Consider the following 23,597-nt stretch of genomic DNA (forward strand, 5'->3'; position numbering starts at 1 on the left):
AAAATAAAAAAATGAAACGGAAAATTTTAGGGTTTCTTCTGTTCAGCCTAACTTTTACAGTTCTCTTTACATCATGTATTGATAATGAAGTAGAAGAATTAGAAGATAGAGGAAGAACATATATAAAATTACTAGAGGCACCAGAGAACATAATGTTCTTTCAACCCTTTGAAGATTCAAAAAAAATTGATCTATTAAGTATAAGGCGAGATGCTAATTCAACTTTGTCATTAAATTCAACTGTAACGGTAACTTTAGTTCCTGCACCTGAGCTGATAGAGCAGTATAATGAGGATAATGAAGAGGCTGTTGAACCTCTTCCTGCTGAGTTTTTCACCTTAGCCAATTCAGCGTTTACTTCAAACGGTAACGGAGGTTATACTGTAACATTAGCGCCTGGCAAGTTCTCAGAAGAATTAACCATTATGCTTAATGGTCAGCGATGGGAAGACTTAACTCAAAAGTATGGAGTTGCTTTCAGGATTCAAGATGCTAATGGTTTACCAATAACAACTGGTGGAGAAGAAGTAGTTACAGTTCTTGCTATAGCTAACAGATATGATGGTATTTATAGCATGACTGCAAGTATGACTGCATCAGATAGGCCAACAGTAAATGCAACTGGTACTGAGTGGACTTGGCCTGGAGATGTATACTTAGTTACAACGGGTGAAAATACAGTTGACTTATTTGATGCATGGGGTTTTGGGACATATATTCTTCCAATACAAACTAATACTGGAGGCTGGAGTGGTTTTGGATCAGCGAGTCCACGGTTTACGTTTGATATGGAAACAAATGAGATAACATCAGTGGTTAATACAACGGTAAATCCAGCTAATGGAAGAGCTTTTCAAATTGATCCAACTGGACCAAATTATTTCGACCCTGAGACACATACAGTTTATGCGTCATTTATAATGACGCAAACAACAGCAACAACAAATTTTGAACCTCTAAAAATTCGAGTAACCTTTAATTATAAAGGGGCTAGATAGTAGTTTATTTTTAACAAAAAAGGCTGCCTATTTGGCAGCCTTTTTTGTTAAAAATTGTCTTGTCCTACAATAGGTTGATATCTAATTTGGGAAATATGAATTAATGGGAAAACAAAGTATTAAGATGTTGTTTCTACTCCCCCTCACGCATAAATTAAAAACACTGTAGGCTGCTTATGTATATCTGGCAGGCCTTTCTTCCAATCGGCTATAGTTTTTGTTTGTATTAGCTCATGTTCGGGAGAGGTAATATTGGCGGCAATACAGAGGCGCGTGTTGCTGCTGAGCGTCTGCACCAAGTCTTCCAGAAGTTTATTGTTCCGATAAGGAGTTTCCATGAAAATCTGTGTTTGGTTGCGCTGCTGCATCTCCTTCTCAAGTTGGCGGAGAGCCTGCAAACGAGGCCCGCGCTCAATGGGCAAATACCCATGAAAGGCAAACTGCTGGCCGTTAAAGCCGCTCCCCATTAAACTCATAAATATGGCAGAAGGCCCGGCAAAGGGTATCACCTTGATGTTCTTCTGGTGTGCATACTTTACTACTTCAGCCCCAGGATCAGCTATGCCAGGGCAGCCGGCTTCAGAGATTACACCGGCATCAACTCCTTTTTCAAGGAGGGGCTTAAGAGAAGCCTGAACTTGCGCGGGAGTAGCATCTTTATCGATCTGCACAAAATTCAGGTTTTCAATGACAAGTGCAGGGCAAATACTTTTTACATAGCGGCGGGCGGTGCGTACGTTCTCCACAATAAAGTAAGTTAGGTTTGCTACCGTTTCTTTTACCTGTGGTGATATAACTGCATCGGCGGTGCCTTCTGCCAGGATGGTAGGTATCAAGTATAAGCTGCCTGTTTTTTTCATGGTACAAAAGTATAAACAATATGGTGGTGCCAGAAATAAAAAAGCCGCAGAACAGAAGTACTGCTGCGGCTTTTTATAAATTTATAAAAATGATGGACTACCCTTCCAAAAATGTTGTTACCAGATCATATACTTGATCGGGAGCCTGTGCGTGTACCCAATGTCCGGCCTCAGGTATAGTTTCTACCTCTACCTGCGTGAACAGATGTGGAATAGATCCAAAAATATCATCCTGTTTAATATATCCTGACCGTCCTCCTTTGATAAAAAGAGTGTCTTTCTTAAAAGGAATATCGGAAGTAATAGCTGCACTTACGTTGTCGTAATTCTTGTCGAGCGCTTCCAGGTTCATGCGCCAGCCAAAGCCTCCTTCTTCTTTTCTGTAAAGGTTCTTCATCAGGAACAAACGCACATCTGGCTGTGGAATATATTTTGCCAGTTGCTCGTCCACTTCATTGCGGCTTGTTACAGTAGCAATGTCAACAGATTTTAAAGCGTCCAGTATCTCGTCGTGATGAGGAGGATAGGCTTTAGGGGCAATATCAACCACAATAAGCTTTGTCAGGCGTGTGGGATATGTAAGAGCAAAGTGCATCGCTGCTTTTCCACCCATAGAATGCCCCATAATGGCAGGAGTCGAAATCTGGAGGTCATCTATCAGTTCCAGCACATCGGCAGCCATTGCGTCGTAATTATGCACATCCGAATGCGGCGACCGGCCATGGTTGCGCAGATCGACCAAGAACACATTATAATTTTCGGCAAGTCGCTTCGCCAGGGTTTGCCAATTATCTAATGTGCCAAATAAGCCATGCAGGATCAGCAGTGGTTTGCCATGGCCCATTTCTTTGTAGTGTAGCTTCATATTAAAGTCAGTTAGCTTTCTTATACTACCTGAAAGTATACAGCAGAGTTGCCTTTGCTCTTACCCACAGGCTACTTTAGCTGATGCAGGTACTGTTGAATAGTGTTTTCCAGGCCAAGATAGAGCGCATCACAAACAAGGGCATGGCCAATACTTACCTCATCCAAACCAGCTAAATTGTCTTTGAGGTACCTGAGGTTGTCAAGGTCCAGATCGTGACCGGCGTTAAGTCCAAGCCCTAGCTGCTTTGCCAAAAGGGCAGCCTTAACATAAGGCGCAATGGCCGTTTCCCGGTTGCTGTGATAGCCGGTGGCATACGATTCTGTGTACAGCTCTACTCGGTCTGTCTTTACCAGGGCAGCACCTTCTATCATCTCTTCTACAGGGTCTACAAAAATAGATGTTCGGATACCGCTCTCCCTCAAATCTGCAATTACGTCTGTTAAATACTCTTTAAAGCGGATGGTATCCCAGCCGGCATTAGAGGTAATAGCATCCGGAGCATCGGGAACCAGCGTGACCTGGTGCGGCTTTACCTCTTTCACAAGTTTCAGAAATTCAGGTGTTGGATTGCCCTCAATGTTAAATTCAGTGGTAACAACTTCTTTTAAGTCGTGTACATCCTGGTAACGTATGTGGCGTTCATCAGGTCTTGGGTGTACGGTTATACCCTGGGCTCCGAAGCGTTCGCAATCTTTGGCGGCCTGTACAACATTCGGCCTGTTGCCTCCACGGGCATTCCGTAGCGTAGCTATTTTGTTTATATTTACACTCAGTTTAGTCATGGTACTGTTTAGGGAGCTTTTATTAAGCTCTGAGTAAATTTAAAATCCGATGACTAAATTAGTAGAATTTTAAATAAGATGATAACCTATGGCGAAAGCCAATTATCGTATAATGCACAGGCAGCATGGTAATGCCTGTTCTTAAGTATTAATCAACAAGAAACTATGAGTTTAAAACAAAAAGTAGAGGCTGATATAAAACAAGCTATGCTGGCGAAAGACAAAGCCCGTTTGCAGGCGTTAAGAGGCATAAAATCTCAGATATTGCTGGCAGAAACTGAAAAGGGTGGAGGTGAAGGATTGTCGCCCGACACAGAGCTGAAGTTACTCACAAAAGCAGCCAAGCAGCGCCGTGAATCAGCGGAGGTATATGCTAAACAAAACAGACCTGACCTGGAGGAGGTTGAGTTAACAGAACTTGCAGTAATAGAAGAATACCTGCCCAAGCAGCTGGATGAAGGCGATCTGCGTGCCCGATTATTGGATATAATTCAGCGTGTGGGAGCTACAGGACCATCCGACATGGGTAAAGTGATGGGGGTAGCCTCTAAGGAACTAGCCGGTCAGGCTGACGGGAGAGCCATTTCCAATGCTGTGGGAGCACTTCTTAATAATACTGATTTCTAAAAAAATAGCTTAATGCAGTCGTTCTTATAGAGTGTCTGTATAAGTTTTAGTTATCTTTGAAGGCAGTAGTGGGAGCATTGGTCCTGCTACTGCCTTAATGTTTATAGCTTGAGTACATTCGATATTTTTTTAGCGCTGCCTATACTATATGGTGCCTTTCAGGGCTTCCGCAAAGGATTGCTGCTGGAACTGATCTCTCTTTTTGCCCTGGTGTTTGCCCTGCTGATGGGGATAAAGCTGCTCGATACTGCTTTACCTGTTATACGAGGATTTGTGGGCGACGCGGGTGTTTTGCTCCCCTTTATAACCTTCCTGATTGTTTTTATAGGCATTGTGCTCGGAGTGCGTGTACTGGGCCTCCTACTTAAAAAAGTATTGGATTTTACGCCCTTTGGCTTTTTTGATAATCTGTTAGGCGGCATTTTAGGTGCTCTGAAGTGGTGCATTGGCCTGAGCCTTCTGCTCTATGTAGCAGACATGGCAGGCATCACGATAACAGAAGAAACAGCCGCAGGCTCTGTTATTTATCCTGTCGTTCTAAAAACCACGCCTTATGCGCTCAACTTGCTTGGCTACGTACTCCCGTTTGTAAAATCGCTGTTCGAGTCGTTTAAGAAACAGTTTTAATGTGTTAATGGGTGAGTGTGCTGATGTGTTAATTTCTTTAAATTTAAGGCTCACTCTTTTATAAGAAATATTATTACTATTAGATCTGTTAAGCTATAGCTGCTTCAATCATAAGGATGATAATATTTCAAAATTATTTTTAATTAGCACAATAACACATTAAAGAATTGGCACATTCTCCTCATGCTTCTCCTGTTAGATAATTTTGATTCTTTTACCTATAACCTTGTTGACTATTTTGGGCAGCTTGGGGTAGAGGCGCACGTATTACGAAACGATGTAGGACTGGAAGAAATAAAGGCGTTGCCGATCAGGGCCATCGTATTGTCGCCAGGACCGGGAGCGCCTGTACAGGCAGGTTGTATGATGGAGTTAATAAAACACTACCACAAGCAGGTACCTATGCTGGGAATCTGCCTGGGGCATCAGGCGCTTGGGGAGTTTTTTGGTGCTACATTGGATAAAGGAATAAAGCCGATGCATGGCAAATTGTCTGATATTACCTGTGAACCCGATCCGATTTATGAAGGTTTGCCAAAGAACATGCCTGTGGTGCGTTACCATTCTTTAATTTTGAAGGAACTACCTGATTGTATAATACCGTTGGCACATACAAAAGAAGGTGAACTTATGGCGTTTAAGCATCAGGAGCTTCCATTATATGCTTTGCAGTTTCATCCGGAGGCCGCACTTACGACTTATGGCCTGGATATGCTGCGAAATTGGGTGACAATTGCTAATTTTACAGATTAAAATAATAGGACACTTTTATTACACGTTAGTTTTACATAGTTTTCATACATGAATCTACAAATCAGACAAGAAGGCGATTTCCAGTATATTGATGAGGGTGAGGGTGAAGTTTTGCTTTTGTTACACGGCTTGTTCGGAGCTTTAAGTAACTGGCAGGGAGTAGTCGATTTCTTTTCGAAGCAGTACCGCGTTGTAATACCTCTGATGCCTATTTATGAAATGTCGCTTCACAAAGCCGGTGTGCCGGGTTTAACGTCTTTTGTAGAAGACTTTGTTAAATTTAAGAAGTTGCAGAACCTAACGCTGCTAGGGAATTCTCTTGGTGGACACGTGGCGCTATCTTATACACTTAACAATGGCGGCAATGTAAAACGGCTGGTATTAACAGGAAGCTCCGGCTTGTTCGAAGATAGTATGGGTGGTTCTTTTCCGAAGCGAGGCAACTACGACTACATAAAAGAACGTGTTGAATATACTTTCTATAGCCCTGAAACAGCAACAAAAGAGCTGGTAGATGAAGTGTTTAACATAACGAACAGCAATGCCAAATGCCTTCGGATAATTGCCATTGCCAAGTCGGCACAGCGCCATAACATGGCCAAAGACATTACAAACATTCAGGTTCCTACCTTGTTAATATGGGGGTTGAATGATACTATTACACCACCAATGGTGGCACATGAGTTTAACAGGCTCATTAAAAATTCGGAGCTTTATTTCATCGATAAATGTGGTCATGCTCCTATGATGGAACATCCGGAGAAGTTTAACAGTATCTTAAATAGATTTTTAGTAAAGAATAGTATAACGGAGACAGCAACATGATAGCAGAAGAACTCATCAACCAAATGATCCCGCCGCTCAAGCTCTACGATACCGTTGAGAAAGCTTTGCGGTGGATGGATGAGTTCCGTGTAAATGAGCTACCTGTTGTTGGAAACAGGAAATATATGGGACTTGCTACTGAGTCCCACCTGATTGAGTTGAATGATCGCAGCCAGACACTAAAGGATGTGCAGCTGGAGTTTAGCGATGTGACGGTGATGCACTTCCAGCATTTTTACGATGTAATGGAGGCGGCTATTAAGAATAAAATTCAGGTAGTGCCCGTGCTTGATGAGATGCAGGAGTACATGGGCATTATTACTATCAACGATACGCTGGCTGCATTTGGCCAGATGTCTGCTCTACAGGGGCAGGGAAGCATCCTGGTGCTCTCAATGAGCGAACGCGACTACTCTTTAAGTCATATCAGCCGTTTAATTGAAGAGGAGAACACCAAGATTCTGAGCGCCTATGTTTCTCCGGATGAGCTGGACCCCTACAATATAAAACTAACATTAAAGCTTAACTCAACCGACCTGACACGCATTATTGCCACTCTGGAGCGCTTCGAATATAGAATTACTGCGCAGTTTCAGGATGGCAACAATTACGATGTGGGGCGTGACAGGCTGGATATGTTATTTAAGTACCTCGATATTTAAGCAAGCTGGTGCTGTTCCGGTATAGCCTTCTTCTTTTTTTTGCTTGTGTTGTTGCTGCTTCAGCAGCTGTCGCTTTGCCATGCGAAGTGCCTTCTGTTATTATTCAAAATATAGATTTTGAAGGGAACGACATTACCAGGGAGCGCGTGCTTATGGTGGAGCTGGACTTTAATGTGGGAGATACCCTGGCAAGCGAAACCCTAGAACAGCGGCTGGAGGAAAACCGCAAGAGGCTTTACAACCTGCGCCTGTTCCACACGGTTAGCTATGCATACAGCTGTGACAATGGATTTGCTTCTGTTGCTTTTACGATACAGGAACGCTGGTATCTTTATCCTGTTCCTACCTTCTCATTGGCAGACCGCAACTTCAATGCCTGGTGGGACAGAGGCGACTGGAGCAGGGTGAACTATGGCATTACCTTGCAAAGAAGAAACTTCAGGGGCAGGAACGAAGACATCCGCTTCAGGGTACAGGGCGGCTTTAGCCGGAGGATTGAGTTTGCCTACCGAATACCTTACATAAACCGGAATCATAACCTGGGGCTGGAGTTTGGTGTAGCTAACTATAGTAGCCATGCAATCGATTTTAACACAACCAGCAACCAGCAACGCTTTCTTATCCTGGATGAGGATCGGCCAATCCGGCGTAACTCAGTTTCTCTTGGTGTTATTCAACGCGAAAGTGTGCAAAGGCAGGCGGGGGCAAGGGTGTCTTACAGGCAGGAGCAGGTGCTTGATACCGTAAGGCGGCTAAACCCTGATTACTACCTGAACTCTTCCATTCAGCGGCAGGCGGCCCAGTTCGAGCTATACAAGGTAATCAACTTAAGGGAATCTTTTTCATATCCTTTAGGCGGAAGCTATTTTGAAGCTATTATCGGGCAAACTTTCTTCTTTAAAGATTCAGGCACTCCTATAACTACGATAAGAGCAAAATATGTGGATTATATGAAGCTATCTGATAAGTTCTATTATTCTGTAGGAGGAGAGGGCCAGGTAAGGCTGTCGAAAGAATATGCTTATGCTGATAACCAGGCAATAGGTTTCAGGGCAAACATACGTGGATATGAATTAAATGTGATTGGCGGGCAACACTATGGCATTTTTAAACAAACGCTGTCGTACGAACTGCTCAATATTAAGAGCATCAGAATCAAACAAATAAAAAACCCGAAATTTAATAACATACCATTGTCAGTATATTTTACTACTTTCACAGATGCAGGCTATGCTGTAGATAATGTGTTTTACGCGCAAAATCCGCTGGCAAACCGCTTGTTATATGGAGGAGGTGTCGGGTTAAACATTGTTACATTTTATGACTTTGTATTTAGGTTTGAATATGCCATAAACCGCGAAGGCAACCGTGGATTGTATATTGATGGCGGCTTCGCTTTTTAATGCTAAAATAAACAGATGAGAATAGCTATACTGGGTAAACCTTTCAACGATGATCTTGCTCCCTACATTCAAACCCTGTTTGATGAACTGGTGCGTCGGAGAGCTGATTTACTTGTAGTTGAGCATTTTAAGATTTACCTCGACAATACTATTCGGATCTCAGCAGATGTAAAGTCGTTTAAACGAAACGATGATTTAACAGATGTTGACATTGTGCTTAGTATAGGAGGAGATGGCACTTTGTTAGATACTGTTACGTATGTGGGTGCTAGGCAAATTCCTATATTAGGAATTAATACAGGCAGGCTGGGCTTTCTGGCCACTATACCCTACGATGGCATAAACATGGCCCTCGATGCTTTGTACAAAGGGCATTATACCCTGGATGACCGCGCACTTATAAGGGTTGATTCAGATCAGGATATTTTTGAAGGAATTAATTTTGGGTTAAACGAATTCAGTGTGCTGAAGCGCGATACTTCTGCCATGATAGCAGTGCATACCTACATAGATGGAGAATACCTGAATTCTTACTGGGGAGACGGGCTGGTTGTAGCTACTCCTACCGGTTCTACCGGCTATTCCTTAAGCTGCGGAGGTCCTTTAGTACTGCCCCAAACAGGTAATTTTGTTGTTTCGCCTGTTTGTCCGCACAATCTTAATGTAAGGCCTATGATCGTATCAGACAGGAGCGTTATATCTTTCGAAGTAGAAGGAAGAAGCAGTAGCTACCTGGCATCCGTAGACTCCAGGTCGGTATCTGTTGATATGACAGTGCAGCTTGCTGTAAGACGGGAGGAGTTTGTTGCACGACTGGTAAAGCTGCATCATGTAAATTTCTTATCTACCCTCCGAAATAAGCTGAATTGGGGATTGGATAAAAGGAATAGTATTATAAAATAAAAAGATATCAAATATCTGATCTAGTATTTTTTGGTACAAATATTAGTGTATTTTTGTCTCTGATTTAGTGTTAGTTAAAGTACCACTTCCTATTTTAAGGTAATAAGGCATCATTAGTAGGCAGTTTTGGCTTAAAGCTATAATTATAACATACTCTAAATATAATAGAAGCTAATAAATTCTCTTTAAGCAGACTTGATTTAGTAAGAAAACATGTCTTATTACTTATTATTGCCATATTTTTAGTGCCATGAAGAATATTCGAGCTCTCCTTTTGCTGCTTGTCTTATTTATTCTAGTAAACACCCTCGCCGAAGCGCAACCCCGCTTCTCGAGTAGAAGCAAATACGGAACTGTTGGGTTCAGTATGAACGCGATGAACTACTTTGGCGATATTGTACCTGATCCTGATTTTACAAGTTTTCGATCTAAGTCTACACGGTCGAACTTCACCTTAGATTATACCTACAGATTTGCTCCTCGTATTTCTGGCCGTGCCGCCTTTAGCTGGGGTACTATAACAGGAGACGATAAGAAAAGTGCCTCGGAAGCAGAAATTGAAAATGAGCCACGGTATACGCGCAATCTGTCTTTCAAGAGTAATATAGCCGAGTTTAGTGCGGTTGCAATTATCGACTTATTTGAGAACCGCTTTAACTACCAGCGCCGGCCGGATTTTGTGCCATACGGTTTTGTGGGAATAGCAGTGTTTCATCACAATCCTAAAACCTATTATGAAAGTGGTTCCCATCCCGGCTTATCAGAGGCCAATGATATTCCAACAGGCTGGTATGCCTTGCAGCCTCTTGGTACCGAAGGCCAGTATGTAGAGGGAGTGGGCATGTCGGCACCCTATAGCCTTGTGCAGGTTGCAATTCCTTTTGGTTTGGGTTTACGTTATAAACTGGACCGCCAGTGGGACCTGAAGTTCGAAATTGGCTGGAGAAAAACTTTTACTGACTACTTAGATGATGTAAGCTCCGATTCGTATATCAGCAAAGCAGATTTATTGAGCGGAGGCGGCCTTAACCCCAAGGCAGCGGCCTTATTATCCGACCGAAGTGCCGAAGGGTTAGTAGAGTATGAGCAAGACCCAAGTGGTACGGCTTATAATCATATAACTGGTTATGGCATACCTAACCGGTACAGACGGGGAAATGCTTCGGATAAAGATTGGTACATTATTGCTGGTTTAGGGGTTAATTATATTATCTCTCCTAAAACCAGAAGAAAGCCGAAGTTTAGATAACAGAATATAGCTTTTGTTCGTTATCCATCTAAACTTTGAAACGTGTACATGACAATCTTCAGTTTTAGACTGGCACTTACTGCTTGCTTTTTATTTTTACTGATCAATATTTTCTTTTCTGAACCAGCTGTAGCACAAAAACCTCTTGCTACAAGCGAAATAGGTGTGGGCCTTGGAGGGTTGAACTACCAGGGTGATCTTGCGCCTCATTATCGCTTTTTAAGCAACCAGCCAGCTTTAACCGTCTTCTACAGGCACGATCTATCGCATCCTATTACGTTACGTGGGGCTATAATGGGTAGCCATCGGATTTTAAATAATAATACTATGGGTGACGACGATTTTGATCTGCCCTTGCCGAACTTCCGCCAGGCTAACATGCGCCTTACCGTAGGCGAAATATCGGGAGTAGTGGAGTATAACTTCTTAGACTACTATGATCTAACTCAGAAAGTAAGATTTTCACCTTACCTTTTTGCAGGTGTGGCTGGTTTTGTATATAACATCAGAACCGAGTTCGGAGACGAAGTGTATGCAGCAGCTTTCAACCAGGGGGCACGTACCTCTTTGGGAGTTGCCATTCCTTTTGGTGTAGGAGTTAAATATGCCTTGAACAAGTACTGGAATTTAGGTCTTGAGTTCGGAGCCAGGAAGCTTTTTACAGACCGACTAGACAATATTCATATGGAAAACAGCCAGGGACAGGATAAGCGGGTAGCAAATCCGTATGACAAAGACTGGTATTTTTATAACGGCATTAGCCTTTCCTATACAATCTACAGAATAAATTGTCCGCCTACCTATAAAGCCAATCCAGGTATTTTAGATTAAATAGTTAAAATTCACAAATTTGTCTTGCTTTTTGTAACTTGCGACGAAATTGGAATAAATGAGTCTCAAGGAAAAAGTTGATTTAGACAATTTACCCAAGCATATTGCCGTTATCATGGACGGGAATGGGCGTTGGGCAAAGCAAAAGGGGGGCTTACGCATTTTCGGGCATCAGAGTGCGATTACAGCTGTGCGCGAAACTGTTGAGGCAGCTGCAGAATTAGGTGTAGAATACCTGACGCTGTACGCATTTTCCACTGAAAACTGGTCGAGACCTGCTTTTGAGGTTTCGGCGCTGATGCAGTTGTTAGTTTCTACTATAAGAAAAGAAACTTCTACTTTAAATAAGAATAACATTCGCCTTTTAACCATTGGCGATACGGCAAGTCTGCCTGCTTCGTGCCAGCTTGAGCTGCAGGAGGCAATGGAGATAACGAAAGACAATACCCGCATGACACTGGTACTCGCTCTGAGTTACAGCGGAAGGTGGGATATTACGCAGGCGGTTCAAAAGCTGAGCCAGGAAGTAAAAGACGGTGCTGTTAAACCTCAGGATGTTAACGAAAACCTGTTCAAAGATTACCTTTCTACTGCAGGTATGCCTGACCCTGAACTATTAATCAGGACAAGCGGTGAACAAAGAATCAGTAACTTTCTGTTATGGCAATTAGCCTATACGGAGTTATATATAACAAAGTTGCTCTGGCCCGACTTCAGGAAGGAGCATTTATATGAAGCAATTATAGCTTTTCAAAGCCGTGAACGTCGCTTTGGTAAAACCAGTGAACAATTAACTAAGTAAAAATATTAATGACAAGATGCATTTGGGTTCTTGTGTTTCTGTTAATTACAGGCACGGCCTCGTCTCAAGTTCTGAATAACCCTTCACAACAGAATGCCATAGATTACTCCCAGCCTAAACAATATCGTATTGGTGGGATTGATGTTACCGGTACCAATTTCCTGGATAATTCTACCCTTATTTCTGTTACGGGTTTAAAAGTAGGAGATGAGATTACTGTGCCCGGTGAGGAAATTAGCCGAGCTATTCAGAGAATATGGGATCAGGGTATTGTCGGTGATGTTGAGGTTTATACATCACGTATAGAGGGGAATCAGATTTTCCTTACCTTCCACTTTAGAGAGAACCCCCGCTTGTCGCGCTATACTTTTTCAGGTATCCGTAAATCACAGCAAGATGCCTTAAGAGAAAAGCTTAATCTTATTCGCGGTAAGACAGTGGATGCGTCTGTTCTGAATACAGCTCGTACCATCATTCGTAATTACTACCTGGAGAAAAGCTTTTTGAATGTTAAAATTAATATCTCTCAGAAGCCAGACTCTTTACTGCCTAACAGCGTTGTCTTAAATATACATGTCGACAGAGGCGATAAAGTGAAGATCGATGAGATTATATTTGAAGGAAATGAGGCCTTTACTGACAGGAAGTTACGCCGTCAGCTGAAGAAGACAAAGGAGAAGAAATTTTATAAAATTTTCACTTCATCTAAGTTTCAGAGAAGTGAATACGAAAACGACAAACAGCTACTAATCGACTTTTATAATTCAGAAGGCTACCGTGATGCCGTTGTAGTTTCTGATTCGGTATACAAAACGCGGGAAAACCGGTTAGGCATTCGCATTACCTTAGACGAAGGAAACCGTTATTATTACCGCAACATTACCTGGAAAGGGAACAACCTGTACGAGGACAGCTACCTGACCAGAATTCTGGGTATAAAGAAAGGGGATGTGTATGATAGGCAAGAACTGGAGAAACGTGTAAACTTTAACCCGAATGGTATAGATGTTTCTGCTCTGTATCAGAACGATGGATACTTGTTCTCGAGTATAGATCCGGTAGAGGTAAATATAGAAGGAGACTCTATTGATCTGGAAATGCGTGTGACTGAAGGCCCGCAGGCAACGATTAATAAGATAACAATTACAGGTAATACCAAAACAAGTGAGCACGTAATCCTGCGTGAGATAAGAACACTGCCAGGCCAAAAGTACAGCCGCGATGATCTTATCAGAACCAGGAACGAATTAGCCGGTTTAGGATACTTTGATCCGGAAACGATAGGTCTGCAGCCTGTCCCTAATCCAGCAGACGGTACTGTGGATATTAACTATAGTGTTACCGAGCGTCCGAACGACCAGATCAGCTTGTCTGGTGGTTGGGGTGGTTCTATCGGCGCTATTGCTACAGTAGGTCTTACTCTTAATAACTTCTCCACACGTAAGTTTTTAAAACCATCAGAATGGAGGCCTATTCCGAGTGGCGACGGGCAGCGGCTAGCGCTGAATGTGCAGGCTAACGGTAAGTACTACCAGTCATACTCTCTGTCGTTTACAGAGCCATGGTTAGGAGGTCGTAAGCGTAATGCTCTTTCTGTGAGCGTGTTTAAAACTGTAAGAAGAATACCTACAGCTTCTGACGGACTACAGCAGAGCTTAAATGTAGATGGTGGTTCTATTGGCTTAAGCAGGCGCATTAACTGGCCGGATGACTTCTTCATGATGAGCCATTCACTGTCTTATAACAGATATGCGCTGGAGAATTACCCGATCTTCCCTGATTTTAATACAGGTGTTTCGCATGGTGTATCCTTCGTAAACACGATAGCCCGTAACAGCTTAGATAATCCAATGTTCCCTAGAAGAGGTTCTTCATTCTCTCTGAGTTTAAGTTTAACGCCGCCATACTCGCTGTTTACAGAGAAGCAGGATAACTATAAGTTTGTAGAGTATAATAAATGGATGTTCGATGCCTCTTATTTTATAAACTTGGCAGGGAATTTGGTATTAAATACAAGAGCGCACTTTGGCTTCCTGGGATCTTATGGTTCTGCTGACGTTGGTCCGTTCGAACGATTTAAACTAGGTGGCTCCGGCTTAGGAGGCGGTAATATATTTGTAGGTACTGAGTATATTGGTTTACGTGGTTATGAAGATGAACGAGTTGTGAATACAGCAGATGCTACCGTTTTACAGGCCGGTGGTATTGCCTACAACAAGTTTGTAATAGAACCTCGTTACTTAATTTCACCTAATCCGGCGGCTACTATTTATGGTTTGGCCTTCCTGGAGGCAGGTAACAACTTCGGTTCTTACAATCAGTATAGTCCGTTTAAATTGTACCGCTCTGCTGGTTTGGGTGCCCGTATATTTATGTCGGCATTCGGCTTGTTAGGATTTGATTATGGTTGGCGCTTAGATACATTACCTGGCCAGACTGGAGCAAACAGAGGTATGTTCCACTTTATAATCGGACAACAGATTCGATAAAAGGGAATTAGTAAGACAAACTTTTTGTTCAACTTGGTATGAAGCGTTTTGGATTCTTTTTAAGCTGCTTTTTACTTGCCTTTGTTTCGCAAGCACAGAAGATTGGCTATATTGACTCAAATTTTATTTTGAGTAAACTGCCGGCTTACAATAAGGTGCAGCAGGAGATGGATAAGCAAGTGGAGGTATGGCAGCAGGATATCGAAAAGATGCATCAGAATGTAGAGAAGCTCAAGCAGGATTATAAAGCTGAGGAGGTGCTTCTGACCGATGAGATGAAGAAGAAACGCCAGGCGGAGATTGCAGGCAAAGAGAATGAAGTGCGCGATTACCAGCGAAAGATTTTCGGGTATGAAGGCACTATGTTTAAGAGACGTCAGGAACTGATAAAGCCTATACAGGACGAAGTTTTTACTGCCGTAGAGAAAGTAGTTAAAGCGAGGCGTATAGATATCATGTTTGATAAATCAGGTGACATTGTCATGATTTATACTAACCCTGTTCATGATTATACTGAATATGTGCTGGAGGAGCTTGGGCTGGCTTCCGAAGGACAGAATACACCAGGTGCTAAACCAGCTGGTGGTGTGATAGACGATCCGGATGATTTGCCGCCGGTTGGTGAAACAGAAGGTACAGCAGTACAGGAGACGAACCAGCAAAATAAACCACCAAAGACGGCAACAAAAAAGAAGTCAAATAACTAAACTTAGAATTTATTAATCAATCAACCCAATGATGAACAAAGTTAAAACCTTAGTAGTAGCTTTTTTATTAATCAGTTTTGCATCTTTTGCACAGAATGACGGACAGCCAAAATTTGGCTATACCAATGTGGAGTATATCCTGATGCAATTACCGGAAAGCAGACAAATTGAGTCTGAATTAAAAACTACTAGTACGCAGCTTGAGAACCAGTTAAAAGCTAAGTATCAGGAATATGATACCAAACTTAAAGCATACGAAAGTACTGCTGCTACCATGGATAAAGTAGTCCGTGAAGACAAGGAAAAAGAGTTGATGAACATGAATAACTCTATCCAGGAGTTTCAGCGTAATGCGCAGGTTTCTTTACAGCAAAAAGAGAAGTCTTTAGTTGATCCTGTTATCAACAAAATTGACCAGGCTATTAAAGACGTAGCTAAAGAAAATGGTTACACATACGTACTGAGCAACCAGGCTTTACTTGCTGGCCCTGAAGATGGTGATATTTCTCCTCTTGTACTTAGGAAATTAGGCGTAGATCCTAGCAAAGTGCAGCAGCCTGCCGCTGCAAGCCCGGCTGCAGCAGCTCCTGCTACTAAAACTACTCCAGTAAAAACAACACCTGCTAAGAAGAAATAAGTAGTAGAACTTTAATTCTCTTAAAGGAGCCGAAGTTTTTACTTCGGCTCCTTTTTTTGTGGCTACTGTTATATGGTGGCAAGCTTTTAAGCTTATATTACTGTTAAGAGGCCAGCTGTGGCAATGTGGAATTAGAAAACTTCTAACTTTGTAGTTATAGTTAAATAGAAGAGACGTGACAGAATTTGTAGATCAGGAAAATGAGGAAGAGTCTGATGAGTTGTATGAACACCATTGTATTGTAGTTGATAAAGGACAGGCGCTGCTCCGGCTTGATAAGTTTTTAATGGATAGGTTGCCGAATGTTACCCGAAACAAATTACAGAGTGCCATTCGTTCGGAGGCTGTTCAGGTAAACCAGAAGCCTGTGAAAGTGAGCTATAGGGTAAAACCTTCCGATATTATCACTATCACACTAGCAGAGCCTCCTCGAGATACGGATATTTTACCTGAGAATATTCCGCTTGATATACTTTTCGAAGATGATGAACTTCTACTGGTGAACAAACCCGCCGGTATGGTCGTGCATCCTGCTTACAATAATTGGTCGGGCACATTGGTAAATGCGCTTGTTTATCATTTACAAAACCTGCCAACGAGCCGCAACGGCGAAGGGCGCCCGGGCCTAGTGCACAGAATTGATAAAGATACCTCCGGTTTGCTGGTAATAGCTAAGACGGAGTATAGCATGGCTTTCCTGGCCAAGCAGTTCTTCGATCATTCTATTGAGCGAACTTATTATGCTTTGGTATGGGGTAGCCCGAAAGCCGATGCAGGCACTATTACAGGGCATGTAGGCAGGAGCCAGAAAGATCGTAAAGTAATGTCTGTGTATCCTAACGGAGATTATGGTAAACATGCTATAACGCACTACAAGGTGCTGCAGCGCTTTAAGTATGTATCGCTGGTGCAGTGTAACTTAGAAACCGGTAGAACGCATCAGATACGAGCTCATATGAAGCATATCGGGCATCCTCTGTTCTCAGATGCTGTATATGGGGGTGATAAGATTTTAGCGGGCACACCAAATGGTTCTTATAAGGCTTTTGTAGATAATGCTTTCAAGCTAATGCCCAGGCAGGCGCTGCATGCTAAATCTTTAGGATTTATACATCCGGTAACGAAGGAGTTTATGCAGTTTGAAACCGAACTGCCCGCTGATTTTAAAGAGGTTTTGGCTAAATGGGAGCTATATGCTGGATAGTATTTAGCTATTGTATTAGCCCTTGATCTATGCTATAACAAAAAAGGCTGCCTTATAAAGGCAGCCTTTTTTGTAGCTTCATTTATCTTATTTACGCTTTTTCTGAGCAGATTTATTAATCTCTGCCAGAGCAGCTGTTGCTTGAGCATTAGATGGGTCTAATTTTTTAACCTCTTGGAAATGCTGAATAGCTTTTTGTCTGTCAGACTCTACCAGATAGTAGTAGGCTCCCAAGTAGTAGTTTGCCTGAGCTAACTCTGTTTTAAATTTCTCAGGTTCTGCACTAGCAATTTTTATAAACTCTTCGTAATGAGGTTTTGCTAAACCTTTTTCGCTGTCCGGATCCAGGTTTGCATTAGCCTGTGCTCTCCAAAGGTGTCCGTAAGCATAAGTTGGAGCCGCCTCTGTTACGTTGGCAAACATTTCGTCAGCTTTTTTGAAGTCACCAGACTGCATATAAATGTTACCCATGTAGAAATAATCGGCATTTAGCGGTTCTGTTTTCTCACGTTTCTCTTCGTAAGTTTTAATCGCCTCATCATATTTCTCCAAGCTTACATACAAGTTGGCTAACTCTGAATATAGTTCAGGTTTAGGCTCTATGCTAAGTGCTTTCTTATAGGCATCAACAGCTTGCTGCTCTTTTTTATTTCTGCCTAAAATTTTAGCGTAATACTCATAGTCTTCAGCAACCAGTCTGTTTTCATCTACCTTGTTGAAATAATTTTCAATAGCCTGCAATGCTTTTTCTGGTTGCTTAAGCTCCAGGTAAGAATAGGCTACCAGACGGTTCATGGTTACGTTGTCAGGCTGCTTTTGTAGCACTTGCTGTGCTTCTGCCAGTGTCTGCTCGTAATTTTTTGTTAAGAACAAGAAAGAAGCATATTTAGCCTGCGTCTCCGGCGTTTTTTCAGCCATATTAACATATTGCTGGAATGTAGACAATGCTCTGTCGTACTGACCTGCAAAGAAGTATAACTCTCCCAAGTCACGGTAAGCTGGTGCGTAGTTTGGATCTATTTCTAAAACTTTTTTAAAGTTAGTTTCAGCTTCTCCGAGGTTTTTAGAGTTTGTATAAACCTGGCCTCTTCTTAAATACGCCTTTGCATAATTAGGATCTATTTGTGTAGCTCTGTCGTAAGCAGACATAGCACCACCGCTATTTTTCAGCCTTCTTCTGGCATCACCTAATATCACGTTGGCCACGGCATTGTTGGCATCTCTTGCAATTGCCTGCTCAAGATATTCAACAGCTTTGTTTAGTTCCTGATCTGTTGATGCTTCGTCATTTACATAAGCTTCTGCAGCCATTGTCAGAACGAATGGATCTTTACCTTTACTTGCTTTAACGGCTTGCTCAAACTGGTTCAGTGCGCCAGCTCTGTCTCCTTTTTTCAAGGCTATTTTGCCTAAACCTACCATATTAATGGAAGATTTTTTGTTTTTAGCTATACCCTGATTAAAATAATAAGCAGCAGAGTCTACATTTTCAGTTCTTAAATAAACGTCTCCTAAAGAGAAATATGCCTCATCTGCATTTTTACCATTTAACTGAGACTTGTAAATACCTTTTGCTTCTTGGTAACGCTCTAAATCAATTGCCCTTCTTCCCGCATCTCCCGTCTGAGCTACTGCTGCTGCTGAAGGAAATGCTATTGCCATCATAAGAACATATTTCCAGTTATTTGTCATCGTTTTTTATTTTAGGTTAGTTGTTTGATTACGTTGTTAATTCTTAATACTTACTACACGAATTGGTTGCGTTGCCGGTACTAATCCTGACTTCAATACTATTCTTTGCCCACCGTCTCCTGCTGCATAGGATGCAAAACCTGTGCCAAGGCCTGTACGCGACTCTGTATTAACAATGTACAGGTAACGGTAAAGAGGGTAATTCCCTTGTGCAATGTAAGCCTGGTAAGGCTGATAATAAGTATCTGAACTTAAAGGCTGGCTTTCTGTGCTTATTCCAACCACTCTGATTCTTTTTAGGAAATCTATACTAGCCGAATCATCTTCATCGCTTATCCAGTTTACACCTATCACACCTATAGCATTCTTATTCTTCTCTACGTAATCTATCAGGTCCTTGTGAGAATTGCTGGCATACGTGTTTCCTGGCAATTTATGGTCTGTTATCAGCGAGTCTTTTACGTAACGTGCTGTACTCGAGTTATTATTGTCAAATACTATAGTTATATTATTTAAACTATTGGCACTATTAATTTCGTTCCATTTAGTGGTTTGCCCATTAAAGATGCTTTTTACCTGCTCTAATGTCAGTAAAGAATCAGGGTTGTCATTGTTAACTATCAGCGCAATAGCATCTATTGCTATTTTAGTTGTTCTAGGAACAAGTTTACGTTGAGCAAAAACTTCTTTCTCTTCCTGGTTCAGCTCTCTGGAAATAACAGCCACACGCACACTATCGTTTAGCAGATCTTTGATAACCTGTCCTTCCGTTTTGTAGTTTGCTGTTACGCTTGCGCGCTTATAGATGCCCTGGAACGTACTTACCTGTGTTTCTATGATTGGTTGGAAAGTCTCATCCGCGCTTATAGTTACATTACCAGAAGTAGGAGTATCATTCACTGTACCTGCTGAATTGCCACCACAAGCTGCTAACAGCACTATCGGGCTAATCTTTAAGGCGTTCTGTATCCACTTAATCATTATTTCTGTTTTGTTTAGATTTCGAATTATTCTGATACACTCTTACAAATCTAACAATTCCATATAAAATGAACGTTCCACCAAGCAATATTTTAATATTTTGTGGGATGTTCAAATTTATTTGTGTTGAATCCGAAAAAATAATGAAAAGTCCTAACCCCAAGTATACTGCTGTCATCAGTACTCCGAACGCTAAAGCTATTTTACCATATACATTTGTAGGCCTTCTTTTTCTTGTTGGTCTTTCCATTATTCAGATGTTTTTGTTCATTATGTGCAATAAGGTTTCTTCTTTCTCTGCGGAAGTGCTATTGTTATCCTAGTATATATATTGATTAATATACGCTTTTCAGTTAACAAAGTATATAATTAAAGCTTATAAACAGAAAAGGCCATGCTTCTGCATGGCCTTTTCTGTTTATAAGCAATTCTAGCATTACTTAAGTGTATAGCGTACAGGTAGTGTATAACGTACTGGCACTGCTCTACCATTCTGCTTTCCTGGAGTCCACTTAGGCATTGTTTTCACAACACGTACAGCTTCTTCACCAGTACCAGCACCAAGATTTTTTACAATCTGGATGTCAGAGATTTCACCGGTTCTGCTTACTACGAAAGAAAGTACACATATACCTTCTATACCTGCTCTTGTTGCTGCAGCTGGGTAGCGGATATTTTTACCAAGATACTGAAGCATCGCTTTCTCCCCACCTGGGAATTCTGGCATTTGCTCAACGTACTCGTATGGTTTTTCCTCAACTACCTCTTCTACTATCGCAACAGTACCTGTTCCTTCTATAGAGCCTAAGTCCATTGGGGCACCTTTAACACCCTCTACGTTCTTAACTCCAATATCCACACCAACCAGCTCTTCTACATCCGGAACTTCTTCCTGTTCCTGTACCTCGTTGTCTTTTTTAACAACTGGTGGCGTAAATTTCACCTGCTCCCTTACTGGCGGCGGCGGTGGCGGAAGATCCGGTGGCGGCGGCGGCGGCGGCGGCGTGTTTTCTTCTAATGGTGGTGGCTGAGCCAGTTCTACTTCTGTAACAACGCGTTCGATTACCGGAGCTGCTTCTTCTTCTGGTTTAAGATATTTAGCTATAAGCGGCATGCTTATAAATAAAAGGAATAGAAGAATAGCAACAGTAGCAGCAATTGTAACGTGCTTGTTATAGATTTTACGTAGCAGATAGGCCCCATACGCTTTGTTTCGTCCAGCAAAGACGATGTCATCAAGCGTGGCGTTTTCTAACTTTGTAACATCCATGATTATTGTCCTGTTGTGTTTTGTACCAATTGTTTATCATTAGCTGTAATATCAACTAAGGCAAATTTTTTGGTATCCGTGATTTTCATTTCATCCAAAATATCTACTACATTCTTGTAGCGTGAAGTTTCCATTGGCTTTATTGATACTACCATTTTAGGATTAGACTTCACTCTTGGAGAAATCAATACCTTTCTAATGCCGTTGTTAGAGAAATCAGTTTCTACTACTTCCGGGTTCTGAGCAGGATCGCCTAAACCATAGTAGTAAAATACTTTATTGTTTTCACCCAGAATAATAGTTAATGCATTACTCTCTTTAATAGGTGTTTGATCCTCTGGCGCATCAGCTTTAGCAGGCATGTTAATCTCCATTGTCTGAGGCTTATTGAATGTAGTCGTCAGCATGAAGAAAGTTAGCAGTAGGAAAGCAAGGTCAACCATTGGTGTCATGTCCAGGTGAACTGACATCTTTTTGGCTCTTTTCTTACCACCCCCGCCGGAGTCAGCTTTTTCTTGTATTTCTGCCATTGATTATTCCTTTCTTTTATAACGATGTAGGTCTTGCTTCCTTATCAGTTATCAGGTTAAACCTGTTAATCTTTCTGTCCTGCAGTGTATTAATAACCTTCTGAACAGTTTCATAACTTACATCAACGTCTCCTTTAACAGCTATAACTACTTTCGGATTTGTTAATCGGGCTTGGTGAACCCAGTCAGAAAGTTGGTTATTCAGAGAGTCGACAGGAATACCTGGCTGACGAGCATTTTTACGAGCGTCTGGTTCTAATGAAAGATACGATTGTAACTGATTCATTGGAATCCCAAAGTTGGTTAGTAGAGAGAAGACTTTGCGTTCTTCTTCTGAGAACGTAACGCCGTACTTGCTACCCATCTTATCCAGCACTTTTTCTTTTGTACTCTGACCATCTACTCCGAAGAAAACTCTATCTTCTTTATCTACTGATATTACGATAACGTTAGACTCCGGCAATTTAATTTCTGAAACTGAAGATGGTGTGTCTACTGCAACTGCTTCGTCTGGAGCAAATTTAGTAGTAAGCATAAAGAAAGATACCAGTAAGAAGGCCAAGTCAACCATTGGCGTCATGTCCAATGTCGGTTTGGTTCTTTTTACTTTTACTTTCGGCATTGTGTCTTTTTAAAAAATTAAACTGTTTGTGTTCTAGGAGCAGCAACTGTATCGTGCTCTGTAGCAAAAGTTGAAATGATGCTGAAACCAGCTTCATCAATGCTGTAAGTTAACTCGTCGATCTTGCTTGTAAAGTAGTTGTAAGCAACAATCGCAAGAGCAGCACCAGTTACACCAAGAGCCGTGTTAATCAAGGCTTCAGAGATACCGTTTGCAAGCGCTACTGCGTCTGGAGAACCTGCAGTTGCAAGAGCCGAGAACGCGTTAATCATACCAAGTACCGTACCAATCAGACCAACAAGCGTTGAGATAGAGGCAATAGTTGAAATTACAACCAAGTTTTTCTCAAGCATTGGAAGTTCTAATGACGTAGACTCTTCGATTTCTTTCTGAATAGCTGCTACTTTCTCTGCTTTAAGAAGGTCTCTTTCTCCTTGCATCTCTTTGTACTTAAGCAAACCTGCTTTTACAACGTTTGCAACAGAACCTTTTTGAGCATCGCAAGCTGCGATTGCACCGTTAATGTCGCGCTGATTTAATTTAGAAGAAATGATACGAACGAAGTTGGTAACGCTCTTAGTACCTTTTGCTTTGCTGATTGTAAGTGAACGTTCAATCGCGAAGATGAAGATTAACAGTACAAGGCACATTAAAACAGATACCACGTAACCCCCTTTATAAACGATACCCAAGTAGTTACCTGGTAGTGGGTGACCATGCGGATCTCCACCTTCGAAGTTTTCAGGATTACCTAAAACAAATAAATAAATAAGTAGGGCTACTACATATGCAACCGGAATTACGATAGTGGCAAATAAAGAGCTTGTTTTGCCGCCTGTTGTTGCTTCTGCTTTAGCATCTTTATTCACTACTGCAGTCTTTTTTTCCATTTTTTTAAAGTTTAAAGTTTAGCTGTTTGTGTTGTAATTTAATTGTTTGTATAAATATGTAATGAAATTGTTTTGTTTTTAGTTCTTTAATATAACTGCAATTTCTGCTTTTTCTCCAGTTTTCAAACAATTATGCCGTTTTTTTAAGCTTTTATTGTTATCACATCTTTTTCAAACCATCAAATTTTATAATGTTTTTATAAAAATTAGATGGAATAGAGTATGCAGTTCTACAAATCTAATTATTTTAAAATACTATGCAAAGCTAGTTTGGTAGATTTTAGCAGCAATATTCGGTTAAAGCGGCTATTACCTTCTCTAATCTATTGATTTTAAAATGAGTTTGCTTCTGTTACTGCCTTGTTTTTTTCTTTATCCTTTCTTC

24 protein-coding genes are annotated in these 23,597 nt (G+C 41.5%); 15 read left to right on the top strand and 9 right to left on the bottom strand.

Annotated elements, in window-relative coordinates; translation table 11 throughout:
• The first annotated feature begins 11 nt into the window (after window positions 1–11).
• On the top strand, window positions 12–998 hold the full coding sequence (locus C1N53_RS18975; RefSeq protein ID WP_137760814.1) for a DUF1735 domain-containing protein: 987 nt from the start codon (window positions 12–14) through the stop codon (window positions 996–998).
• Between the two features lie 143 nt (window positions 999–1,141).
• On the opposite strand, the gene C1N53_RS18980 is transcribed toward C1N53_RS18975, so the two are convergent.
• From C1N53_RS18980 to C1N53_RS18990, 3 genes are all read right to left on the bottom strand, one after another.
• Window positions 1,142–1,858: an SAM-dependent methyltransferase gene (locus C1N53_RS18980; RefSeq protein ID WP_137760815.1), complete on the bottom strand. Its 717-nt coding sequence runs from the start codon at window positions 1,856–1,858 to the stop codon at window positions 1,142–1,144.
• A 97-nt stretch (window positions 1,859–1,955) separates the two neighbouring features.
• On the bottom strand, window positions 1,956–2,723 hold the full coding sequence (locus C1N53_RS18985; protein ID WP_137760816.1) for an alpha/beta fold hydrolase: 768 nt from the start codon (window positions 2,721–2,723) through the stop codon (window positions 1,956–1,958).
• 71 nt (window positions 2,724–2,794) lie between these two features.
• Complete coding sequence (locus C1N53_RS18990) at window positions 2,795–3,508, bottom strand: pyridoxine 5'-phosphate synthase (protein WP_137760817.1); 714 nt, start codon at window positions 3,506–3,508, stop codon at window positions 2,795–2,797.
• A gap of 165 nt (window positions 3,509–3,673) precedes the next feature.
• On the opposite strand from C1N53_RS18990, the gene C1N53_RS18995 reads away from it, so the two are divergent.
• From C1N53_RS18995 to C1N53_RS19060, 14 genes are all read left to right on the top strand, one after another.
• Window positions 3,674–4,135 carry a GatB/YqeY domain-containing protein gene (locus tag C1N53_RS18995; RefSeq protein ID WP_137760818.1) on the top strand — a complete coding sequence of 154 codons (462 nt, stop codon included), beginning with the start codon at window positions 3,674–3,676 and terminating at the stop codon, window positions 4,133–4,135.
• A 108-nt stretch (window positions 4,136–4,243) separates the two neighbouring features.
• Entirely contained in the window at window positions 4,244–4,762 is a 519-nt protein-coding gene (locus tag C1N53_RS19000) for a CvpA family protein (protein ID WP_137760819.1), read from the top strand.
• A gap of 183 nt (window positions 4,763–4,945) precedes the next feature.
• Window positions 4,946–5,515: an aminodeoxychorismate/anthranilate synthase component II gene (locus tag C1N53_RS19005; RefSeq protein WP_137760820.1), complete on the top strand. Its 570-nt coding sequence runs from the start codon at window positions 4,946–4,948 to the stop codon at window positions 5,513–5,515.
• Between the two features lie 48 nt (window positions 5,516–5,563).
• Window positions 5,564–6,340, top strand: a complete 777-nt coding sequence (locus C1N53_RS19010) for an alpha/beta fold hydrolase (protein WP_137760821.1) — start codon at window positions 5,564–5,566, stop codon at window positions 6,338–6,340.
• Complete coding sequence (locus tag C1N53_RS19015; protein WP_137760822.1) at window positions 6,337–7,002, top strand: CBS domain-containing protein; 666 nt, start codon at window positions 6,337–6,339, stop codon at window positions 7,000–7,002. Before C1N53_RS19010 ends, C1N53_RS19015 begins: the two co-directional genes overlap by 4 nt.
• 74 nt (window positions 7,003–7,076) lie before the next feature.
• Window positions 7,077–8,405 (top strand): POTRA domain-containing protein, encoded by a 1,329-nt coding sequence (locus C1N53_RS19020; protein WP_240773279.1) that lies wholly within the window; start codon window positions 7,077–7,079, stop codon window positions 8,403–8,405.
• A 15-nt stretch (window positions 8,406–8,420) separates the two neighbouring features.
• Window positions 8,421–9,308: an NAD kinase gene (locus C1N53_RS19025; RefSeq protein ID WP_137760823.1), complete on the top strand. Its 888-nt coding sequence runs from the start codon at window positions 8,421–8,423 to the stop codon at window positions 9,306–9,308.
• A gap of 250 nt (window positions 9,309–9,558) precedes the next feature.
• Window positions 9,559–10,557, top strand: a complete 999-nt coding sequence (locus C1N53_RS19030) for a DUF6089 family protein (protein WP_137760824.1) — start codon at window positions 9,559–9,561, stop codon at window positions 10,555–10,557.
• 48 nt (window positions 10,558–10,605) lie between these two features.
• Window positions 10,606–11,388: a DUF6089 family protein gene (locus C1N53_RS19035; protein WP_137760825.1), complete on the top strand. Its 783-nt coding sequence runs from the start codon at window positions 10,606–10,608 to the stop codon at window positions 11,386–11,388.
• Between the two features lie 58 nt (window positions 11,389–11,446).
• Window positions 11,447–12,190 (top strand): isoprenyl transferase, encoded by a 744-nt coding sequence (locus tag C1N53_RS19040; protein ID WP_137760826.1) that lies wholly within the window; start codon window positions 11,447–11,449, stop codon window positions 12,188–12,190.
• Window positions 12,191–12,198: 8 nt separating this feature from the next.
• Entirely contained in the window at window positions 12,199–14,679 is a 2,481-nt protein-coding gene (gene bamA / locus C1N53_RS19045) for an outer membrane protein assembly factor BamA (RefSeq protein WP_137760827.1), read from the top strand.
• A 38-nt stretch (window positions 14,680–14,717) separates the two neighbouring features.
• Window positions 14,718–15,386 carry an OmpH family outer membrane protein gene (locus C1N53_RS19050; protein ID WP_137760828.1) on the top strand — a complete coding sequence of 223 codons (669 nt, stop codon included), beginning with the start codon at window positions 14,718–14,720 and terminating at the stop codon, window positions 15,384–15,386.
• Window positions 15,387–15,414: 28 nt separating this feature from the next.
• Window positions 15,415–16,023 (top strand): OmpH family outer membrane protein, encoded by a 609-nt coding sequence (locus tag C1N53_RS19055; RefSeq protein WP_240773280.1) that lies wholly within the window; start codon window positions 15,415–15,417, stop codon window positions 16,021–16,023.
• Window positions 16,024–16,198: 175 nt separating this feature from the next.
• Window positions 16,199–17,227 (top strand): RluA family pseudouridine synthase, encoded by a 1,029-nt coding sequence (locus C1N53_RS19060; RefSeq protein WP_137760829.1) that lies wholly within the window; start codon window positions 16,199–16,201, stop codon window positions 17,225–17,227.
• 87 nt (window positions 17,228–17,314) lie between these two features.
• On the opposite strand, the gene C1N53_RS19065 is transcribed toward C1N53_RS19060, so the two are convergent.
• From C1N53_RS19065 to C1N53_RS19095, 6 genes are all read right to left on the bottom strand, one after another.
• Entirely contained in the window at window positions 17,315–18,919 is a 1,605-nt protein-coding gene (locus C1N53_RS19065; RefSeq protein WP_137760830.1) for a tetratricopeptide repeat protein, read from the bottom strand.
• 36 nt (window positions 18,920–18,955) lie between these two features.
• Window positions 18,956–19,900: a PstS family phosphate ABC transporter substrate-binding protein gene (locus C1N53_RS19070; protein ID WP_137760831.1), complete on the bottom strand. Its 945-nt coding sequence runs from the start codon at window positions 19,898–19,900 to the stop codon at window positions 18,956–18,958.
• 436 nt (window positions 19,901–20,336) lie between these two features.
• Window positions 20,337–21,170 (bottom strand): energy transducer TonB, encoded by an 834-nt coding sequence (locus C1N53_RS19080; protein WP_137760833.1) that lies wholly within the window; start codon window positions 21,168–21,170, stop codon window positions 20,337–20,339.
• A gap of 2 nt (window positions 21,171–21,172) precedes the next feature.
• On the bottom strand, window positions 21,173–21,700 hold the full coding sequence (locus C1N53_RS19085; RefSeq protein WP_137760834.1) for a biopolymer transporter ExbD: 528 nt from the start codon (window positions 21,698–21,700) through the stop codon (window positions 21,173–21,175).
• 16 nt (window positions 21,701–21,716) lie between these two features.
• Window positions 21,717–22,322, bottom strand: a complete 606-nt coding sequence (locus C1N53_RS19090) for a biopolymer transporter ExbD (RefSeq protein ID WP_137760835.1) — start codon at window positions 22,320–22,322, stop codon at window positions 21,717–21,719.
• Window positions 22,323–22,339: 17 nt separating this feature from the next.
• Window positions 22,340–23,212: a MotA/TolQ/ExbB proton channel family protein gene (locus C1N53_RS19095; protein WP_137760836.1), complete on the bottom strand. Its 873-nt coding sequence runs from the start codon at window positions 23,210–23,212 to the stop codon at window positions 22,340–22,342.
• Between the last annotated feature and the right edge of the window lie 385 nt (window positions 23,213–23,597).

Source organism: Pontibacter sp. SGAir0037, assembly GCF_005491705.1.
Classification (GTDB): domain Bacteria; phylum Bacteroidota; class Bacteroidia; order Cytophagales; family Hymenobacteraceae; genus Pontibacter.

What these genes read in the sequence shown, in the direction of transcription:
- C1N53_RS18975 (WP_137760814.1), top strand. Translation starts at nt 12, where the DNA reads ATGAAACGGAAAATTTTAGGGTTTCTTCTGTTCAGCCTAACTTTTACA.
- C1N53_RS18980 (WP_137760815.1), bottom strand. Translation starts at nt 1,858, where the DNA reads ATGAAAAAAACAGGCAGCTTATACTTGATACCTACCATCCTGGCAGAA.
- C1N53_RS18985 (WP_137760816.1), bottom strand. Translation starts at nt 2,723, where the DNA reads ATGAAGCTACACTACAAAGAAATGGGCCATGGCAAACCACTGCTGATC.
- C1N53_RS18990 (WP_137760817.1), bottom strand. Translation starts at nt 3,508, where the DNA reads ATGACTAAACTGAGTGTAAATATAAACAAAATAGCTACGCTACGGAAT.
- C1N53_RS18995 (WP_137760818.1), top strand. Translation starts at nt 3,674, where the DNA reads ATGAGTTTAAAACAAAAAGTAGAGGCTGATATAAAACAAGCTATGCTG.
- C1N53_RS19005 (WP_137760820.1), top strand. Translation starts at nt 4,946, where the DNA reads ATGCTTCTCCTGTTAGATAATTTTGATTCTTTTACCTATAACCTTGTT.
- C1N53_RS19010 (WP_137760821.1), top strand. Translation starts at nt 5,564, where the DNA reads ATGAATCTACAAATCAGACAAGAAGGCGATTTCCAGTATATTGATGAG.
- C1N53_RS19015 (WP_137760822.1), top strand. Translation starts at nt 6,337, where the DNA reads ATGATAGCAGAAGAACTCATCAACCAAATGATCCCGCCGCTCAAGCTC.
- C1N53_RS19025 (WP_137760823.1), top strand. Translation starts at nt 8,421, where the DNA reads ATGAGAATAGCTATACTGGGTAAACCTTTCAACGATGATCTTGCTCCC.
- C1N53_RS19030 (WP_137760824.1), top strand. Translation starts at nt 9,559, where the DNA reads ATGAAGAATATTCGAGCTCTCCTTTTGCTGCTTGTCTTATTTATTCTA.
- C1N53_RS19035 (WP_137760825.1), top strand. Translation starts at nt 10,606, where the DNA reads ATGACAATCTTCAGTTTTAGACTGGCACTTACTGCTTGCTTTTTATTT.
- C1N53_RS19040 (WP_137760826.1), top strand. Translation starts at nt 11,447, where the DNA reads ATGAGTCTCAAGGAAAAAGTTGATTTAGACAATTTACCCAAGCATATT.
- bamA (WP_137760827.1), top strand. Translation starts at nt 12,199, where the DNA reads ATGACAAGATGCATTTGGGTTCTTGTGTTTCTGTTAATTACAGGCACG.
- C1N53_RS19050 (WP_137760828.1), top strand. Translation starts at nt 14,718, where the DNA reads ATGAAGCGTTTTGGATTCTTTTTAAGCTGCTTTTTACTTGCCTTTGTT.
- C1N53_RS19055 (WP_240773280.1), top strand. Translation starts at nt 15,415, where the DNA reads ATGATGAACAAAGTTAAAACCTTAGTAGTAGCTTTTTTATTAATCAGT.
- C1N53_RS19065 (WP_137760830.1), bottom strand. Translation starts at nt 18,919, where the DNA reads ATGACAAATAACTGGAAATATGTTCTTATGATGGCAATAGCATTTCCT.
- C1N53_RS19070 (WP_137760831.1), bottom strand. Translation starts at nt 19,900, where the DNA reads ATGATTAAGTGGATACAGAACGCCTTAAAGATTAGCCCGATAGTGCTG.
- C1N53_RS19080 (WP_137760833.1), bottom strand. Translation starts at nt 21,170, where the DNA reads ATGGATGTTACAAAGTTAGAAAACGCCACGCTTGATGACATCGTCTTT.
- C1N53_RS19085 (WP_137760834.1), bottom strand. Translation starts at nt 21,700, where the DNA reads ATGGCAGAAATACAAGAAAAAGCTGACTCCGGCGGGGGTGGTAAGAAA.
- C1N53_RS19090 (WP_137760835.1), bottom strand. Translation starts at nt 22,322, where the DNA reads ATGCCGAAAGTAAAAGTAAAAAGAACCAAACCGACATTGGACATGACG.
- C1N53_RS19095 (WP_137760836.1), bottom strand. Translation starts at nt 23,212, where the DNA reads ATGGAAAAAAAGACTGCAGTAGTGAATAAAGATGCTAAAGCAGAAGCA.